Annotated in this window: 14 protein-coding genes; 11 read left to right on the forward strand and 3 right to left on the reverse strand. The window is 75.0% G+C overall.

Annotation, left to right across the window (positions count from 1 at the left end; genetic code table 11):
* Positions 1-54 precede the first annotated feature (54 nt).
* Genes QBL21_RS14125 through QBL21_RS14145 form a run of 5 tightly spaced genes read left to right on the forward strand, consistent with a single transcriptional unit; the run spans position 55 to position 3,208 of the window.
* Positions 55-681, forward strand: a complete 627-nt coding sequence (locus QBL21_RS14125) for a DUF305 domain-containing protein (protein ID WP_407562520.1) — start codon at positions 55-57, stop codon at positions 679-681.
* A gap of 49 nt (positions 682-730) precedes the next feature.
* The gene (locus QBL21_RS14130; protein WP_347577372.1) at positions 731-946 is read left to right on the forward strand and encodes a hypothetical protein; all 216 of its coding nucleotides are present in this window, start codon (positions 731-733) and stop codon (positions 944-946) included.
* A complete protein-coding gene (locus QBL21_RS14135; RefSeq protein ID WP_407562521.1) occupies positions 943-1,401 on the forward strand; it encodes a Clp protease N-terminal domain-containing protein in 459 nt (152 codons plus the stop codon). Before QBL21_RS14130 ends, QBL21_RS14135 begins: the two co-directional genes overlap by 4 nt.
* On the forward strand, positions 1,398-2,372 hold the full coding sequence (locus QBL21_RS14140) for an ABC transporter ATP-binding protein (RefSeq protein WP_407562522.1): 975 nt from the start codon (positions 1,398-1,400) through the stop codon (positions 2,370-2,372). Before QBL21_RS14135 ends, QBL21_RS14140 begins: the two co-directional genes overlap by 4 nt.
* Positions 2,369-3,208, forward strand: coding sequence for an ABC transporter permease (locus tag QBL21_RS14145; RefSeq protein WP_407562523.1), 840 nt, complete (start codon positions 2,369-2,371; stop codon positions 3,206-3,208). The genes QBL21_RS14140 and QBL21_RS14145 overlap by 4 nt, the downstream gene beginning before the upstream one ends.
* A gap of 32 nt (positions 3,209-3,240) precedes the next feature.
* On the opposite strand, the gene sigJ is transcribed toward QBL21_RS14145, so the two are convergent.
* Positions 3,241-4,182, reverse strand: a complete 942-nt coding sequence (sigJ, locus tag QBL21_RS14150) for an RNA polymerase sigma factor SigJ (protein WP_407562524.1) — start codon at positions 4,180-4,182, stop codon at positions 3,241-3,243.
* Between the two features lie 190 nt (positions 4,183-4,372).
* Here sigJ and QBL21_RS14155 point away from each other — a divergent pair, with 190 nt between their 5' ends.
* Positions 4,373-4,996 (forward strand): flavodoxin family protein, encoded by a 624-nt coding sequence (locus QBL21_RS14155; protein WP_407566419.1) that lies wholly within the window; start codon positions 4,373-4,375, stop codon positions 4,994-4,996.
* Positions 4,997-5,058: 62 nt separating this feature from the next.
* Here the strand turns inward: QBL21_RS14155 and QBL21_RS14160 are convergent, their stop codons facing one another.
* Both QBL21_RS14160 and QBL21_RS14165 read right to left on the reverse strand, forming a co-directional pair.
* Positions 5,059-6,984 (reverse strand): ABC transporter ATP-binding protein, encoded by a 1,926-nt coding sequence (locus QBL21_RS14160; RefSeq protein ID WP_407562525.1) that lies wholly within the window; start codon positions 6,982-6,984, stop codon positions 5,059-5,061.
* Entirely contained in the window at positions 6,981-8,792 is a 1,812-nt protein-coding gene (locus QBL21_RS14165; protein ID WP_407562526.1) for an ABC transporter ATP-binding protein, read from the reverse strand. The genes QBL21_RS14160 and QBL21_RS14165 overlap by 4 nt, the downstream gene beginning before the upstream one ends.
* A 256-nt stretch (positions 8,793-9,048) precedes the next feature.
* Here QBL21_RS14165 and QBL21_RS14170 point away from each other — a divergent pair, with 256 nt between their 5' ends.
* From QBL21_RS14170 to QBL21_RS14190, 5 genes are all read left to right on the forward strand, one after another.
* Positions 9,049-10,269: an FAD-dependent monooxygenase gene (locus tag QBL21_RS14170; RefSeq protein WP_407562527.1), complete on the forward strand. Its 1,221-nt coding sequence runs from the start codon at positions 9,049-9,051 to the stop codon at positions 10,267-10,269.
* 304 nt (positions 10,270-10,573) lie between these two features.
* A complete protein-coding gene (locus QBL21_RS14175) occupies positions 10,574-13,081 on the forward strand; it encodes a nitrate- and nitrite sensing domain-containing protein (protein ID WP_407562528.1) in 2,508 nt (835 codons plus the stop codon).
* Positions 13,081-13,485 carry a roadblock/LC7 domain-containing protein gene (locus QBL21_RS14180; protein ID WP_407562529.1) on the forward strand — a complete coding sequence of 135 codons (405 nt, stop codon included), beginning with the start codon at positions 13,081-13,083 and terminating at the stop codon, positions 13,483-13,485. Before QBL21_RS14175 ends, QBL21_RS14180 begins: the two co-directional genes overlap by 1 nt.
* A gap of 205 nt (positions 13,486-13,690) precedes the next feature.
* Positions 13,691-14,902, forward strand: a complete 1,212-nt coding sequence (locus QBL21_RS14185) for an ABC transporter substrate-binding protein (protein ID WP_407562530.1) — start codon at positions 13,691-13,693, stop codon at positions 14,900-14,902.
* A gap of 1 nt (position 14,903) precedes the next feature.
* Positions 14,904-17,033, forward strand: coding sequence for an ABC transporter permease (locus tag QBL21_RS14190; protein WP_407562531.1), 2,130 nt, complete (start codon positions 14,904-14,906; stop codon positions 17,031-17,033).
* The last annotated feature ends 110 nt before the right edge of the window (positions 17,034-17,143 follow it).

A 17,143-nucleotide genomic window follows, 5' to 3' on the forward strand; every position in this document is an offset into this window, starting at 1 on the left:
GGGCGGCCGGCTCGCCGAGCCGCCCCCGGGGGCCTCTCCCCGAAGGACGCCCTGATGAAAGCGCGCCCGCGGGCCGCCTCCCCGCTCACCGCCCTCCTGCTCACCGCCCTCCTGCTCACCGCCGCCGTCCTCGTCCCCCTGGCCGGCTGCGCCGACTCCGGGTCCCCGTCCTCCGCCCGGAAGCCGGCCGCGTCCGCCGCTCGTACGCCGGCCGGCTCCACGGCCGGCCCGGCCGGGTTCAGCCCCGTCGACTCCGGCTGGGTGCAGCTCGCGCTGCCGATGACCGAACAGGCGCTGCCGCTCCTCGAACTCGCCCCGTCCCGCGGGGCCGACCCGAAGCTCGCCGCCTGGGCCGCGGGCGTGGCGGCCGGCCACCGCGCCGACGTCACCGAACTGCGCCGGCTGCGCGACCGCATGGGCCTGCCGGAGACCAACGTGCACGAGGGCCACGCCATGCCCGGCATGGTCACGGCCGAGCACATGGCGCAGGCGAAGAAGGCCGAGGGCGCCGCCTTCGACCGGCTGCTGCTGCGTCTGGTACGCGACCACCTGAAGCACTCCGAGAAGATCAGCGAGTCCGAGCAGCGCAACGGCAAGGGCGCGGCGGCCCGCGACCTGGCCGCCGACCTCGCCGCCGACCGCGCGGACTCGCTGCGCACGGCCCCCGCCCTCGCCTCCTGATAGGCAACTACGGTTGACTATTCCCCGTTAGTCAACCTAGGTTGCTTCCATGGCAGACGACGATCCGGCAGACGCCCTGGCGGCGGTCGCGGCCCTGCGCCGCCTCGCCGACCGGCTGGAGGACGCCGCCGTGGAAGAGGCGATGCGCACCGGCTGGAGCTGGCCGCAGGTCGCCGAGGCGCTCGGCGTCACCCGCCAGGCGGTGCACAAGAAGCACGCCAAGCGGCTCATCGCCGCCGGCGTGACGCTGAGGAGGCGGGGATGAGCGCGTTCGACACGTACCTCCAGGCGGTGCTCCTCGCCGCACAGGACGAGGCCCGCGACGACGGCTCCGCGGCCATGGAGGCGCGGCACGCGCTGCTCGCGGTGGCCGCCCAGGACGGCACCGGGCCGCAGCGCGTGCTGGCCGCCGCCGGCCTCGGCCGCGCGGAGCTGAAGGCCGCCCTCGACCGGGAGTTCGCGCACAGCCTCGGCGCCGCCGGCGTCACACCCGCCTTCGCCCTGCGCGCCACCCCCGACCCCGGCCGCCGCCCGCAGTTCGGCGCCTCGCTCAAGCTCGCCCTCGATCGGATGGCCGGCGCCCACCGCAAGAAGGACCTCACGCCCTTCCACCTGCTCCACGCGCTCCTCCAGGCCGAGGTCGGCACCGTGCCCCGCGCGCTGGACCTCGCGGGCGTCGACCGGGCCGCCCTCGCCGCGCGGGTACGGGAGGAGCTGTGAGCGGCGACGCGGCCGTGTCGGTCGCGGGCCTGCGCATGCGCTACGGCACCGCCGACGTACTCCACCGCGTGGACCTGCGCGTCGGGCACGGCGAGACGGTGGCACTCCTCGGCCCCAACGGCGCCGGCAAGACCACCGCGATCGAGATACTCGAAGGCTTCCGCACCCGCTCCGCCGGCGACGTCACCGTCCTGGGCACCGACCCCGCGCACGGCGACGAGCGGTGGCGCGCCCGCGTCGGCGTCGTGCTCCAGTCCTGGCGCGACCACGGCAAGTGGCGGGTCCGCGAACTGCTCGCCCACCTCGGCTCGTACTACGCCTGCCTCGGCCGCACCCCCTGGGACGCCGGCGAACTCACCGACGCCGTCGGGCTCGGGGGGCAGGGCGGGCAGAAGATCCGTACCCTCTCCGGCGGCCAGCGCCGCCGCCTCGACGTCGCCATCGGCATCGTCGGCCGCCCCGACCTGCTCTTCCTCGACGAGCCGACGACCGGCTTCGACCCGCAGGCCCGGCGCGGCTTCCACGACCTCGTCGACGGCCTGCGCACCGCCGGCACCACCGTCCTGGTCACCACCCACGACCTGCACGAGGCCGAGCGGCTCGCCGACCGCATCGTCATCCTCGACGCCGGCCGCGTCATCGCCGACGGCACCCCCGCGGAGCTGGCCCGGCGCATCGCGGGCGCCGACCGCGTCCGCTGGCGCCACCGCGGCCGGCCCCGCGTCCACGCCACCGACGACTCCACCGCCTTCGTCCGCGATCTCTTCGCCCGCCACGGCGCGGAGATCGCCGAACTGGAGGTCCACCGCGCGTCGCTGGAGCAGACCTACCTCGCACTCGTCCACGCGGCGGAAGTCGCGGCGGGCGGTCCGGCGTCCGGCCCGGGCGGTCGGGGCGGTCCGGGCGGTCCGGGCGGTACGGGCGGTCCGGCGACCCGGTCCGGCGGTCCGGCCGAAGGTGCCGTCCGGTGAACGTCTGCGTCCTGCGTGCCGGGCTGCGGCGCGGCGCGATCGAGCTGCGGCAGTCGTTCACCAACGGTGCCGAACTGTTCAGCCACCTGTTCTGGCCGCTGCTCATGCTCGCCGTCCTGTGGTTCCTGCGCGGGCGGGAGTTCGACTCCACCGGCTTCATGCTCGGCGCGCTGACCCTCCCCGGCATCCTCGGCATGAACGTGTCCTTCGGCATGGTCACCATGAGCCAACTGCTCACCGCCGAACGGGAGGACGGCACCCTGCTGCGCGCCAAGGCCACCCCGAACGGCATGGGCGGCTACCTCGTCGGCAAGGTCGTCACCGTCGCCGGCGGCCTCCTCGCCGACCTCGCGCTCTTCCTCGTCCCCGCGCTCCTCCTCGTCGACGGCCTGCACCTCGACGCCGGCGCCTGGGTCCATCTGCTGTGGATCGCGGCGCTCGGGATGGTGGCGACCCTGCCCGTCGGGGCGGTGCTGGGCTCGGCGTTCGGCGACGCCCGCGCCCAGGGTCTCATCCAGCTCCCGGTGCTGGCGCTGATCGGGATCTCCGGCATCTTCTACCCGATCACCGCGCTGCCGGAGTGGCTCCAGTGGACCGCGCAGGTCTTCCCCCTCTACTGGCTCGGGCTCGGCATGCGGGCCGCGATGCTGCCCGACGCCGCGGTGGCCGTGGAGATCGGCGACTCCTGGCGGCACGCCGAGACGGCCGGCGTGCTCGGCGCGTGGGCCGTGCTGGGCCTGGCGCTGGCGCCGCTGGTGCTGCGCCGGACGGCCCGCCGCGAGTCCGGCTCGAAGGTGGCGGCCCGCCGCGAACGCGCCCTGAAGCGGGTGGTGTGAGCGGATGTACGGGCCGCCGGCCGCGGCGCCGCTCAGGCCGCCGTCCAGGCGCGGAGCTTCTCCGGGTTGCGCATCGCCCAGATGTGCGTGATCCTCTCGTCCTCCACGTCGAACGCGAGCACCGTCACCGTGACCCCGTCCACCCGCGCCACCACGCCGAGTTGCCCGTTGACCGTACGCTCCAGCAGCTCCAGCCCGGGGGCGCGCCCCACCACTCCGGCGAACGCCCGCGCGATCTCCTCGCCGCCGACGATCGGCCGCAGCGCCGCCGGCACGACCCCGCCGCTGTCCGGGGTGGACGTCGCGCCCGGGTCCAGCAGCCCCACCAGGGCACCGATGTCCTTCGCCGCCCAGGCCCGGCGGAACTCCCGTACCAGCCCGGCGTGGTGCTCCGCCGACGCCGGAGTGCGCGCGGTGCGGACCCGGCGGCGGGCCGACGACGCGAGCTGCCGGCACGCCGCCGGCGACCTGCCGACGATCTCGGACACCTCCGGGAACGGATAGCGGAACACGTCGTGCAGGACGAACGCCACCCGCTCCGCCGGGGTCATCGACTCCAGCACCACGAGGAACGCCATGTGCACCGACTCGTCCAGCGTCACCCGGTCCGCCGGATCCGCCGCGTCGTCCACCGCCGCGCCCGCCCGGCCGCCGAACAGCTCCCCGCGGTCCGGCAGCGGCTCCGGCAGCCACTCGCCCACGTACCGCTCCCGCCGCGCCCGCGCCGAGCCGAGCAGGTCCAGGCAGACCCGGCCGGCGACCTTCGTCAGCCAGCCGGCCGGGGAGACGACGGCCGCGCGCCGCTCCGCGGACATCGCGTACCAGCGGGCGTACGTCTCCTGCACCACGTCCTCGGCGTCGGCCAGGGACCCGAGCAGCCGGTAGGCGAGGTTCGTCAGCCGGCGCCGCTCGCTCGCGATCCCGGCGGGCCCCGGGTCGAGGCGGGCGGGCTGCGGCGCGGACGGTGTGGTCATGGTGCCGGTGCTCCCTCGGTCGCGTGACAGCTCTCCCCCGTACGACGAAACGGGGCGCCGGAATGTGAGGTCCGACCGCGGCGTATCACGTTTGCGGCGGCCGACTCGTCTTAGTGGCAGGGCGCGCGCAGGAACGCGCGCGCCCCGTCGTGAACCTTCCCGAGCCAGACCGCGGAGTGAGATGCCCACCATGGAATCCGCGGCCCCCGTCAAGGCGGCCGTCATCTACTACAGCGCCACCGGCACCGTGCACAGCCTCGCCCTCGCCGCCGTCGAGGGCGCGGAGAAGGCGGGGGCGCAGGTGCGGCTGAGGCAAGTGCCCGAGACGGCGCCGGAGGCGGCGATAGAGGCGAGACCCGACTGGGCACGGCACCGCGGCGCCACCGCCGACGTGCCCGAGGCCGTGGTCGGCGACCTGGACTGGGCCGACGTGGTGCTGTTCGGCACCCCGACCCGGTTCGGGCACGTCTCCGCCCAGTTGAAGGCGTTCATCGACACCACCGGCCCGCTGGTGTTCGCCGGCGGGCTCGCCGACAAGGTGTACTCGGCCTTCACCGCCGCCGACACCGCCCACGGCGGGCCGGGCTCCACCCTGCTGACGCTGGGCAACGTCTTCTACCACTGGGGCGGCATCATCGTGCCGCCCGGCTGCACCGACCCCGCCCCGCACGGCTCCGCCAACCCGTTCGGCCCCGCCCCCGGTCCGGGTCAGGGCCCGCCCGGCGACGTCGACCTGGAGGCCGCCCGCTACCAGGCGTGGCGTGCCGTCACCACCGCCGCCGCCCTCAACTCCGGCCGCGGGCAGCCCGTCTGACGGCCCCGGCGGTACGGGCCGCAGGGCCGGCCCGTACCCGTACCGAGGGCGGGACGTGACCGCTACGCCCCCGGCCGCCCGGCACCCTCCGTATCCCGTTCGGCGTCATCCCGTTCGGCGTCGTCGCGCCCGGTGCCGTCCTGCTCCGCGTCGGCCCGCTCCGCGTCCGCCGTGCGACCCGCCGACCACGCCCGCCACAGCGCCGCGTACGGGCCGTCCGCGGCCCGCAGTTCGTCGTGCGTGCCGCTCTCGGCCACCCGGCCCTCCTCCATCACCACGACCCGGTCGGCCGCCGCGGCCTGGCTGAGCCGGTGGGCGACGACCAGCGCCGTGCGCCCCTCCAGCGCGCGCTCGGCCGCCTCCTCCAGCCGCCGGGCGCCCAGGCTGCCCGCCTCCGCGGTGGCCTCGTCGAGCACCGCGACCGGCGGGTCGGCCAGCACCAGCCGGGCCAGCGCGAGCTGCTGGGCCCGGTCCGCCGTCAGCCGGTGACCGCCCTCGCCCACCACCGTGTCCAGCCCCTGCGGCAGCGCCTCGGCCCAGCCCAGCGCGCCCACCCGGGCCAGCGCCTCGCGCAGCTCCTCGTCGGCGGCGCCGGGGCGGGCCAGCCGCAGGTCGTCGGCGAGCCGGCCGGCGAACACGTGCACCTCCTGGGTGACCAGCGCGACCGTACGGCCCGACTCGTCCGGCGCCGCGCCGCCCACGTCGATGCGCCCGGCGGCCGGCGTGTGGATGCCGGCCAGCAGCTTGGCGAGCGTGCTCTTGCCCGCCCCGCTCGCGCCGACCAGCGCCACCTTCTCCTTCGGCCGCAGCTCCAGGTCCACGTCGTGCAGCACCGGCCGGCCCGGTTCGTACGCGTGGGACACCCCGCTGACGGACACCCCGACCGCGGGCCGCCCGCCCGGCCGGCCGGACGACTCGCCGGAGCCACCCTGCTCGCGCGCGTCCACGACGCCGACCAGCCGCGCCAGCCCCGCCGTCGCCGCCTGGGCGTCGTCGAGCAGCACCAGCGCCACGTTCACCGGACCGAACAGCGAGTGGAAGTACAGCGCCGCGGCCGTCGCCGTGCCGATCGACGCGGAGCCGTCGCGCACCAGCACGTAGCCCGCCACCAGCACCGCGGACAGCCCCAGGTACTCGGCCACGTGCAGCCGGTTGTAGAAGCCCATCAGCAGCCGCACCCCGCGCAGCCGCAGGGCCACCGCGGCGCGCGAGCGCGCGTCCACGCGCCCGGCGTGCGACGCCTCCAGCCGGTGCGCGCGTACGGTGGCCGCGCCGCTGACGGTGTCGAGGAGCTGCTGCTGCTGCGCCCCGGTGGCGATGCGCTCGCGCGCGTACAGCGGCACCGCGCGCCGCACGTACCAGCGGGCCGTGTACGCCTGGACGGGCACCGCGAGCAGCGCGGCGAGCAGGAAGCGCCAGTCCAGGACCGCCAGCGCACCGAGCGTCAGCACGATGGCCAGCACGGAGGACGCCAACTGGGGCAGCGCGCCGCGCACCGCCTCGGCGACCCGGGAGACGTCCCGGGTGACGCGGGCCGTCAGGTCGCCGGAGCCGGCCTTCTCCAGCCGGTCCAGCGGCAGCCGCAGCGCCCGCTCGACGAACCTCTCGCGCAGCTCGGCGAGCACCGTCTCGCCGAGCCGGGAGACCATCGTCCGGCCGATCGCGGTCAGCACGCCCTGGCCGACGGCCACGGCCACCAGCAGCACCACGGGCAGCGTGAGCGCCCCGGCCTCGCGTTCCTCGGTGACCAGGTCGACGATGTGGCCCAGCAGCGGCTGGGTGATCAGCCCCACGGCGGTGGCCGCGGCCATCATCGCGAACGCGGTCCAGGCCAGCGCCCGCCGCGGGCGCAGCAGCTCGCGCACGGCGGCGCGGGTGCGGGCCGGGGTGGCGGTGGGCAGCAGCTCGCGGGCGTCGTCGGCGCCCCCGTACGTCTCGTCGTACGTCTCGTCGTGCGCGTCGTCGTACGCGCCGGACGCCGCGGTCATGCGAGCACCGCCGTCCGGTAGGCCGCCTCGTCGCGTACGAGATCGGCGTGCGGCCCCTGGGCGGCGACCCGGCCGGCGTCGACGAACACGACCCGGTCGGCGACGGCGAGCAGGGCCGGGCTGTTGGTGACCAGCACGGTGGTCATCCCCGCGCGGTAGGCGCGCAGCCCCTCGGCTATCCGGGCCTCGGTGACCACGTCCACGGCGGTGGTCGGGTCGTGGACGACGAGCACGGGCCGGCCGGCGTGCAGCGCGCGCGCCAGGGCGACGCGCTGGCGCTGGCCGCCGGACAGGGCGCGGCCGGCCTCGCCGACCTCGGTCCCGGTGCCGCGGGGCAGCGTGCGGGCGACCTCGTCGGCCGCGGCGGCGGCCATCGCGGGGCCGGGATCACGGCCGGGCGGCTCCGGCCCGGAACGGGCGGCGCCGGCGCCGGTGTCCGGTTCGGATGCCGCGGCTTCTGCCGTACCCGCGGCACCCCTCGGCGCGGGTAGGCGGCCCGCCGCATCCGCCGGTACGGGGCCCGCGGGCGCGACGTTCTCGCCCACCGTCCCCGCGAACAGGTCCGCGTCGTGCGCCGCCACCAGCACCGCCGTCCGCAGCTCCGCCGGATCGAGCCCGGTCAGCGGCACCCCGTCCAGCTCCACGACCCCCGCCCGGGGATCCTCGACCCGGCCCAGGCACCGCAGCAGCGCCTCCGCGGCGGCCGGTTCCGTCGTCGCGACCCCGACCAGCTCCCCGGCGGCGACCGTCATGTCCACCTCGGTGAGCGCCCCGAGCCCGACCCCGCGCAGCCGCAGCTCGCCGCGGACCGGCTCCGCGAGCCGCAGGTTGCCGGGGACGACGGCCGGCTCCGCGGCCAGCACCTCGGCCACCCGCGCCGCCGACGCCCGCGCCTGGGCGAACTCGGCGTTGACGTAGGCGAACACCTGGAGCGGCGTGAGCAGGAACTGGGCGAGCCCGACGGCGGCGACGAGCTGTCCCAGCGTGATGTCGCCGCTGAGCGCGAGCCGGCCGCCGACCAGCGCCACCAGCGCGATGAACCCGCCGGTCAGCGCGAGCACGACACCGTTCTGCCAGCCCTCGGCGCGGGCGGCGCGCAGCGTGGCGGCCAGTGAGTCGCGGCTGGTGGCCCGGTAGCGGTCGACGGCCGCGTCCCGCGCGCCGATCCCCTTGAGCACCCGCAGCCCGGCGACCAGGTCGGCGGCGACGCCGGAGGCGTTGGCGGCCTGCTCCTGCTCGGCCGCGCTGCGGTGCTCCAGCGGCTTGCTCAGCAGATGCCCCAGCCACAGCAGCACGGGGGTGCCGACCAGCACGAGCAGTCCCAGCGGTACGGAGATGAGCAGCAGCGCCACCGCGCTGACCGCCGCGCCGGCCAGCCCCGAGACGCCGACGGTCACCACCATGACGATGTAGCCGACCCGCTTGGCGTCGTCGGTGGCGATGTTCGCCACCGCGCCCGGCAGCCGGCCGCGCTCGGCGCCGCCGCGCGGGTCGAGCACGCGCCCCACCAGCTCCAGGCGCACCTGGTGCGCGGCGAGTTCGGCGGCCCGCTCGGCGGCCTTGACCCCGAGGCGGAAGCTCAGCGCGAGCACGACGTACACCGCGACGAGCACGAGGAGCCAGCGCACCAGGGCGCCCGCGTCGTCCCCGGCGACGGCGTCGTCGATGACCATGCCGATGAGCACCGGAACCAGCGCCTCACCGAGCTGGTGCCCGACCGCCAGCGTCGCTCCGATCGCGACCCCGCGCCGCTGTCCCGCGATCGCACCCTTCAGGACGTCCCGTCCCGACGGTCCCTGCGCAGCCACCCGCCACCCCACCCCTTGTCCACCCGCCCTGATCAGGTAGGTAAGGCTAGCCTAAGCCGTTGCTCCTTGGTCAAGATCCGGGGGTGCGCGGGCCGGCCGCCGGCGCCGACTTGGCTGTACACAGGGGTGGTTGGCGTCCCGTCGATCCCTTGACGCGGTGATCGCGTTGGGGAAGGTTGTGCTCCGGAAGATGCCGGAGAGCCGGCCGGACGCGGCGCACCGCGGACCCGGCCCGAGGAACAGAGGGGAGACCGTGGTGGACGAGGACTCCGTCGCCGTGGTGGGCGGGAGCATCGCGGGGTGTGCCACGGCGCAGGCGGTGGCGCGGGCGGGTGCCGGACGGGTCACCGTCTTCGAGCGGGCCGGCGGCGAGCTGCGCGACCGGGGTGTGGGCATCGGCCTGCACGACGCCCGGTTCGCCGAGCTGGAGGCCGCGGGGTACGTGGACTCGGCGATGCCGTGGTCCGGCCTGAGCCGCCGGGTCTGGACGATACGGGACGGGGACGCGGAGCTGGGCCACGGCTTCGCCGAGCAGCACTTCCCGTTCCGCTCCTACAACTGGGGCTCGCTCTGGCACGAGCTGCGCAGCCGGGTGCCCGAGTCGGTCACGTACCACACGGGCGCGGCGGTGACCGCCGTCGAGCAGGACGCGGACGGCGCCACCCTCAAGCTCGCCGACGGCCGCCTGGAGCGCTTCGACGCGGTGATCGGCGCGGACGGCTACCGCTCGGTGGTCCGGGAGGCGATGTTCCCCGGGCTCACCCCCGACTACGCCGGCTACCTCGGCTGGCGCGGCACCTCCGCGCCGGTGGCGGGCGACCCCGAGACGGACGGCGCCGAGGCGCGCGTGATCGTCTTCCCCGGCGGCCACTGCATGATGTACCTCATCCCCGCCGCCGGCGGCGGCTTCCGGATGAACTGGGTGCTCTACGCCGTCCCGCCGGACGACCCCGAGCTGCTGCTCGACCTGCGCACCCCGACCTCGCTGCCCCCGGGCCGCGTCGCCGCGAAGCTCACGGCGTACCTGCGCGAGCTGGTCGCCGAGCACTTCCCGCCGTACTGGGGACGCTGCGTGCTGCGTACCGCGGCGGAGGACTCCTTCATCCAGCCGATCTACGACCTCCAGGTGCCGCGGCTCGCCGTGGGCCGGCTGCTGCTCGCGGGCGACGCCGCCACCGTCGTACGGCCGCACACCGGCGGCGGCAGCGTCAAGGCGCTCCAGGACGCCACGGCGCTGGAGGCCGCCTGCCGCGCCGGCGGCAACTGGCCGCAGATCGCCTCCGCTTACGACGCGGACCGCACCGCCGTCGGCGCCGCCATGGTCGCCCTCGGCCGCCGGCTGGGCCTCGCCCAGGTCGAACGGACCCCGGACTGGCAGAAGATGGGGCAGGCGGAGTTCGACGTCTGGTGGCAGGAGCAGAACCAGGGCCCGGACCGCAGCAGCGGCTTCGGCGGGCACGCGCTCAAGCGCGGCTGACGCGCGGCGGGTTGCCGGTGGCGGGGGCCGGGGCCGCCGGTCTCCGCGCCCGCCCATCTCTGAAATTTCAGACGGAACCTGATCGAAACGGATTGGTCAGGGTTGAGATTGCATCTCCCTCTTACATATTTTGATGTTGTACTCGCCCGTAACTTATACTTCCGACTTAGCATCAGACACATCGCTCAGCCCACCCTCAGCAGGAGCGATGGATGCACCGACCCCCACATGTCACACCCTCCCCATCGCAAGGTAATCCCGTGTCAGCTTTACTGTGTCATGACCCCGACGTAGGGGTTGCGTAGTGAAGATCAACCGTCGACTCGTCCTCCTGGTCGCCGTGCCCCTTGCGGTGGCCATCGCCTTTTCCGTGCGTGCACTCGCGCCCGCGACCACTCAGGCGTTCCAGGCCAACAGGCTGGCGCAGATGGTCGATGCCGCCGAGTCCGCCGCGGAGCTGACCGCCCGGTTGCAGGACGAACGTGCCGCCGCAACCGCGCTGGTCGCCTCCCAGGGCGATGCCACCACCTTCCGCAAGGCCACCGACGCCACGGACGCAGGTATCTCGGACTACACCGAGAAGCGCAGGAAGCTCGACTCCCTGCCCCACAGCGCCGATCTCGCGTTGCAGCGGATTGACCGCTCACTGGCCGAACTGCCGTCGCTGCGTGCCCAGGCGCGCTCGGGCGGCGGCACCCTGTCCGCGCTCGCCTTCGGGTACCGGATCACGATCGCCGACCTCGTCGACTACCGCGACGCCATCGCGCAGGCCGACGGTGTCGACGCCGACATCGCCGACCGCATCCGGGCCGCCGCCTCGTTCTCGCGCGGGGCGGAGCACTCGGCGCAGCAACAGGTCGTGGTGCTCCGGGCGTTGTCCGGCGGCGGCTTCACCTCGGCCTCCCGGCGCACGTTCGACGCCACCGAGATCGGCATCTTCGAGACCCTCGGCTCCTTCGTCGCCATGGGCTCGCCGGAGTGGCGCGCCTGGCTGGAGCACGCGCTCTCCGCTCCGCGTACGCTGCCCGCGCAGCGGATGCAGGACCAGGTCGGCCGCACGCCGATCGGAGAGGAGATCGAGATCTCCGCCGCCGAGTGGCAGGAGGCCACGGCCAACCGGCTGTCGGAGCTGCGCTCGGTGGAACGCCGCGTCAACCAGTCGGTGCACGAGGACGTCACCGAGGAGCGGTCCACGCTCATCTGGTGGGCGGTCATCGAGATCACCGTCGTGCTGCTGACGCTGGTCGGCGCGCTGCTCTTCGCGTTCCGGCTCGGCCGCGTGATCATCCGCCGGCTGCGCGACCTGCGCAACGCGGCGCACACGGTGGCCACGGAACGGCTGCCGCAGATCGTCACCGACCTCTCCCAGCCCGGTGCGCTCGGCGGCGCCACGCCACAGCAGGTCGCCGACAGCTCGGGCAGCCCGGTGGAGACCACCGGCGACGACGAGATCGGCGAGGTCGGCGAAGCGTTCAACTCCGTGCACCACGAGGCGGTACGGCTCGCGGCCCAGCAGGCGCACGCGCACGAGCAGTTCGCGGAGACGCTGGTCGGCGTCGCCCGCCGTGGCGCGCAGCTCACCTCCGTCATGGTGTCCGAACTGGACGCGGTCCAGCGCGACGAGGCCGACCCGGAGCGGATGAAGATCCTCTTCGCGCTCGACCACCTCGCCATCCGCATGGAGCGCAACACCAACAACCTGCTCGTGATGGGCGGTTACGGCCACGCCCGGGTACGCGAGGCCGACGCGCCCTGCGCCACCGTGGTCGTCGCCGCCGCCCAGCAGATCGAGCGGTTCGAGCGCGTCGCCATGGGCATCGTGGAGCAGGGCATCGGCATCGCGGCCCGCGCGGTGCACGACCTCGCGCACATCCTCGCCGAACTGCTCGACAACGCCACCCGCTTCTCGCCGCCCGACAAGCACGTGGGCGTGGCGGTCTGGCGGCTGTGGGACCGCGCGGTGGTGCAGATCGTCGACGAGGGCGTCGGCATGACCGCCGAGCGGCGCGACGAGCTGAACGCCCGGCTGGCCAACCCGCAGACCGGCGTCGGCGCCGTGCGGTCCATGGGTCTGCACGTGGTGTCCCGGCTCGCCGGCCGCCACGGCATCGTCGTCGAACTGCGCTCCTCCGCCGGCCCCGGCACCATCGCCGAGGTCACCCTCCCGCCGTCGGTCCTCGTGGCCGTCGAGGAGGAGACCATGGTGGAGGGTGAACGGCCCCTGGTGGAAGGGGAGGCGAGCGTCTTCGCCGCCCCGCCCCGCGGCGTGCCGTCCCCGCGCAAGCCGATGGACGAGCAGCCCGTCGCGGCCGCCGCGCCCCCGCGCGGCCGGGCCGCCGCGAGCGGCCCCGCCGCACCGGACACGCGGGAGGCCGGGACCCGCAACGGCAGCGACACCCGGCGCGTGCCCCCGTTCGGCCCGGAGTACGACCCGGCCGACCGCGTCGCCGGCGTCAGCGCCTCGGGGCTGCCGGTGCGCGCGCGCCAGCCGGCGGACCAGTGGCCGCGGTTCCCCAAGCGCGACGGGGCCGCCAAGCCCGGCAGGAGCGAGCGGAAGCCGGCGCCCGCCAAGCGCCGTGACTCCCGGCAGATCTCCGACGTGCTGGCCGCGTACACGCAGGGCATCAACAGGAGCACCGGCCGCCGTGAGGGAGCCGGAGGGGCCGCCGACCGTGGCCGCCCTCCAGGTTCGGGCGGCAGCGGCGGCAACGGCGGCCGCCCCCGTGACGACGACGGAGGCCGTGCCCGTACCGCCGGAAACAGCGGCCGTACCCGGCCCGCAAAAGACGACGACTCGCAACGGAGCACGTGATGACTACCCCATCCACCGCGGACCTGAGCTGGCTGCTGAGTGACTTCGCCCGAAGAATTCCCGAGGTCACCCAGGTCATCGCCGTGTCCGTGGACGGCCTCGCCCTGGCCTTCACGGGAGTGGACCAGGACGACGCGGACCGGCTGGCCGCCATCGCCTCCGGCATCGTCAACCTGCTCTCCGGCGCCGCGCAGTTGATCGAGAGCGACCCCGTCGAGCACAGCCTGACCGCGATGGAGGGCGGCTACATGTTCTCCATGGCGGTCTCCAGCGGGGCGTCCCTGCTGGTCACCACCACGCGGGACGCCGACATCGGCGAGGTCAGCTACATGATGTCGGAGCTGATCAACCAGGTCGGCGACGCGCTCAGCCCGCAACTGCGCGACTCCCAGCCGGCCTCCTGACGGCCGCTGCGCGGGCGGGCCCCCTCACCCCGCCCGCGCGCCCCGGCCGCGGTGACGCCGTCGTCCGTCCCGCCGCTCCTCCCGGCCCCGGCTGCCCGTCGTCCGCCGCCACCGTGCCGTCGTCGCTCCACCACCCACCCTCCGCACCCCCAGACCCCCCGGACCAACCCCCAGCCCATCCTCATTTTTTCCCTCGGGAGCCTTCGTGTTCGTCAACGCATCCATACGCCGCCCCGGCCGCAGCAGAGCCCGGGCCGCCGCCGCAGCAGCAGTAGCCGTCTCGCTTGCCGTCGCCGGGTGCGGCGGCAGCGACAGCGGCTCCGGCGACGAGACGGTGAAGGTGGGTCTGCTGGCCGCCCTCTCGGGTACGTACGAGGCCGTGGGCACCGACCTGCGCAACGGCTTCCAGCTCTACCTGGACACGCACGAAGGCAAGCTGGGCGGGCGGAAGGTCGAGCTGTCGGTGGGCGACGAGGGGGACGGCCCGCCCACCGCGGTGCCCGCCGCCACCAAGCTGGTGAAGAAGGACAAGGTCGACGTGATGACCGGCATCGTCGCCAACGGCTCCTACCAGGCGGTGCTGCCGATGCTGGAGCAGAACAAGATCCCGCTGGTCAGCTCCAACGGCCGCCCGGACCTCAAGGACGTCTCGCGCGTCTGGCACACCAGCTTCCTGTCGAAGGACTACGGCACCGCCATCGCCGAGTACGTCAAGGACGAGGTCGACGGCCCGGTCTACGCGATCGGCCCCGACTACCAGGGCGGCTACGACCAGCTCGGCGGCTTCACCGACACCTTCGACGAGGTCGGCGGCGAACTGGCCAACCCGGACGGCGAGACCACCTGGACGCCGTTCCCCGACACGACCAACTTCACCCCGTACTTCGCCGACATCGCCCAGTCCAACGCCAAGGCGGTGTACACCTTCTACGCGGGCAAGGCCGCGATCGACTTCGTCAAGCAGTACGCCCAGTCCGACGTCGCCGACCTGCCGCTGTACTCCTCCGGCTCGCTGACCGAGGGCAGCATCCTCCAGGCGCAGGGCGAGTCGGCCGAGGGCATCCAGTCCGTCTCCAACTACGTGGCCGACCTGGACAACGACGCCAACCGGAAGTTCGTCTCCGACTGGACCGCCAAGCACGACACCCCGCCCACCGGGTACGCCATGGCCTCGTACGACGCCGCCGCCGTGCTCGACATGGCCATCGCCGCCGCCGCCGAGAAGGGCGAGGTGAACTCGGACACCATCAACGAGGCCCTCGGCGGCCTCGGCCAGATCGAAAGCCCGCGCGGCACCTGGGCCTTCGGCAAGAAGTCGCACGCGCCGGTGCAGAAGTGGTACCTGCGCGAGGTCCGCAAGGACGGGGAGCAACTCTCCAACGTCACGGTCCAGGACCTGGCCACGCTCGGCGACTGACATGGGGGCACTCGATGCCCAGCTCGTGCCGGCGGTCGACGGCGTCGCCTACGGGCTGCTGCTGTTCGTCGTCGCCGCCGGCCTGAGCCTGGCGTTCGGCACCGCCGGGGTGCTCAACCTGGCACACGGCACGCTGTACGCGGTCGGCGCCTACACCGGCGCCGAGCTGAGCGACGGGACCTGGGGCGGCCTCGTCCTCGGTCTCGTCGCCGGCACCGCGGCCGCCTGCGCGGCGGGCGCGCTGCTGTCGGCGGCGACCGCGCCACTCGCCCGAAGAGGCCACCTCGACCAGGCACTGCTGACGTTCGGACTCGCGCTGATCGGCGGCAACCTGCTCGTCGAGGGGTTCGGCGCGGACGAGATGCCGGTACGCATCCCGGAAGCGCTGGACACCTCCGTCGACCTCCTCGGCCACCGCTACCCCGCCTACCGGCTCGGGTTCATCGTGATGGCCCTGGTCCTCGCCGCCGTCGGCACCTGGGTGCTCACCCGCACCCGCGCGGGCGCCGCGGTGCGCGCCGCCGCCGACGACCCCCAGATGCTGGCCACCACGGGGCTCAGCCCCCGGGTCGTGCACACCGGCGTCCTCGCCGCGGCCGGCGCGCTGGCCGGCGCCGCCGGCGTGCTCGGCGCGCCGATCATCGGCCCCGGGCCGAGCACCGGCGACACCGTGCTGATGCTCTCCCTCGTGGTCGTCGTCCTCGGCGGACTCCGCTCCCTGTGGGCGACGCTGCTCGCGGCCATCGGCGTCGGCGAGGTGCAGACGCTGGGGGTGTCGGTCGCCCCGGACTGGGCGCCGTACCTGCTGTTCGCCGCGATGGCCGTGGTGCTGATCCTGCGCTCCGGGCGCGGGCTGGCCGAACCGCACGGCCCCGAACACGGCGGCGAGGCGCCGCCCGACCCCGCGGAGCGGCTGCGCCGCCGGCTGGCGCGGGTGCCGTGGCCGTGGCGCGGGGCGCTCGCCGCGCGCCGTACCAGGGCGGCGGAGCGTACGGCTGCGGCCGATGCCGCCGCCCGGACCGGCGCCGCGCCGACCGGCGCCGCGCGGATCGCCGCGGCGGTCCGCGCGGCCGGACCGCTGCTCGTCCTGGTCGTCGTGCTCGCGATCCTGCCGATGATGCTCGACGCCTACGCCCTCTCCCTCGCCGGCTACGCCCTGGCGCTCGGCCTGCTCGCGGTCAGCGTCACCGTGGTCACCGGCTACGCGGGCCTGCCCACGCTGGGGCAGACCGCGCCGTTCGCCGTCGGCGCGTACACCACCGCCAAACTCGCCGAGAACGACTGGACGGTCGGCCCCGTGCAGGTGCTGATCTCCGCCGTCGCCGCCGCCGCGTTCTGCGTGGTGACGGGCCCGGCGGTGATCCGCGCCCGCGGCACCACCGTGCTCATGATCACCGTGGCGGTCGGCGAGCTGACCGCCATCGCCATCGGCCAGTGGAAGTCCGTCACCGGCGGCACCGACGGCCTCGCCGGCTTCCCCTCCACGCAGGCGTTCTGGGGCGGCGAACCGCTCTTCGAGGAACTGGCGATCTACCAGTACGCCGCGGTGGTCGTCGTCTGCGTCGTCGCCGTGGCGCTGGTGCTGCTGCGCTCGCCGGCCGGCAAGCTGCTGACCGGCTCGCGGGAGGCGGAGGAGCGGATGCGCGCCTCGGGCCACCCGGTGACGCGGTACCTGCTGGTGGCGTACGTCGGCGCGGGCGCCCTCGCGGGCGCCGGCGGGTCGCTGCTCATCGCCGTGCAGAGCTACGTCTCCCCGGCGGACGTCGGCTTCGAGATCGCCGCGCTCGCACTGCTCGCCGCCGTCATCGGCGGCATCACCTCGGTGATCGGCGCGCTGCTGGGCGCCGGGCTCATCGTCTACACCCGCGACTGGCTCGCCGGCTCCTGGCCCGGCCACGGGCCGCTGCTGCTCGGCGTGCTGTTCGTCGCGGCCGTCTACCTGCTGCCGCGCGGCCTCGCCGGACTGGTCTCCGGAGCACCCCGCACGCCCCCCGCCGACGGCGGGGACGACGCGGGCGGCCCGGCCAAGGGGGCGGGCGGCGCCGGACGGCTGCCCGCGCCGCGCCGCCCGGGCGACGCGGAACCGGCGGACGCGGGCACACCGGCCGGGGTACGGAAGGGGGCCACGTGACCGTTTCCACCGAGGGCTTCCCGGTTCCTCGTACGGGCCGGGTGCCGGCACCGCCCGGCCCCGCTCCCCGTACGGAAGGCAGCAGCGTGACCGCATCCGGCCCCTCCGCC

Origin of the sequence: Streptomyces sp. 184 (assembly GCF_045781775.1) — a bacterium.
Taxonomy (GTDB): domain Bacteria; phylum Actinomycetota; class Actinomycetes; order Streptomycetales; family Streptomycetaceae; genus Streptomyces.

Excerpts from the sequence above, each read along its gene's own strand:
- QBL21_RS14125 (WP_407562520.1), top strand. The coding sequence starts at position 55 with ATGAAAGCGCGCCCGCGGGCCGCCTCCCCGCTCACCGCCCTCCTGCTC.
- QBL21_RS14130 (WP_347577372.1), top strand. The coding sequence starts at position 731 with ATGGCAGACGACGATCCGGCAGACGCCCTGGCGGCGGTCGCGGCCCTG.
- QBL21_RS14135 (WP_407562521.1), top strand. The coding sequence starts at position 943 with ATGAGCGCGTTCGACACGTACCTCCAGGCGGTGCTCCTCGCCGCACAG.
- sigJ (WP_407562524.1), bottom strand. The coding sequence starts at position 4,182 with ATGACCACACCGTCCGCGCCGCAGCCCGCCCGCCTCGACCCGGGGCCC.
- QBL21_RS14155 (WP_407566419.1), top strand. The coding sequence starts at position 4,373 with ATGGAATCCGCGGCCCCCGTCAAGGCGGCCGTCATCTACTACAGCGCC.
- QBL21_RS14160 (WP_407562525.1), bottom strand. The coding sequence starts at position 6,984 with ATGACCGCGGCGTCCGGCGCGTACGACGACGCGCACGACGAGACGTAC.
- QBL21_RS14180 (WP_407562529.1), top strand. The coding sequence starts at position 13,081 with ATGACTACCCCATCCACCGCGGACCTGAGCTGGCTGCTGAGTGACTTC.
- QBL21_RS14190 (WP_407562531.1), top strand. The coding sequence starts at position 14,904 with ATGGGGGCACTCGATGCCCAGCTCGTGCCGGCGGTCGACGGCGTCGCC.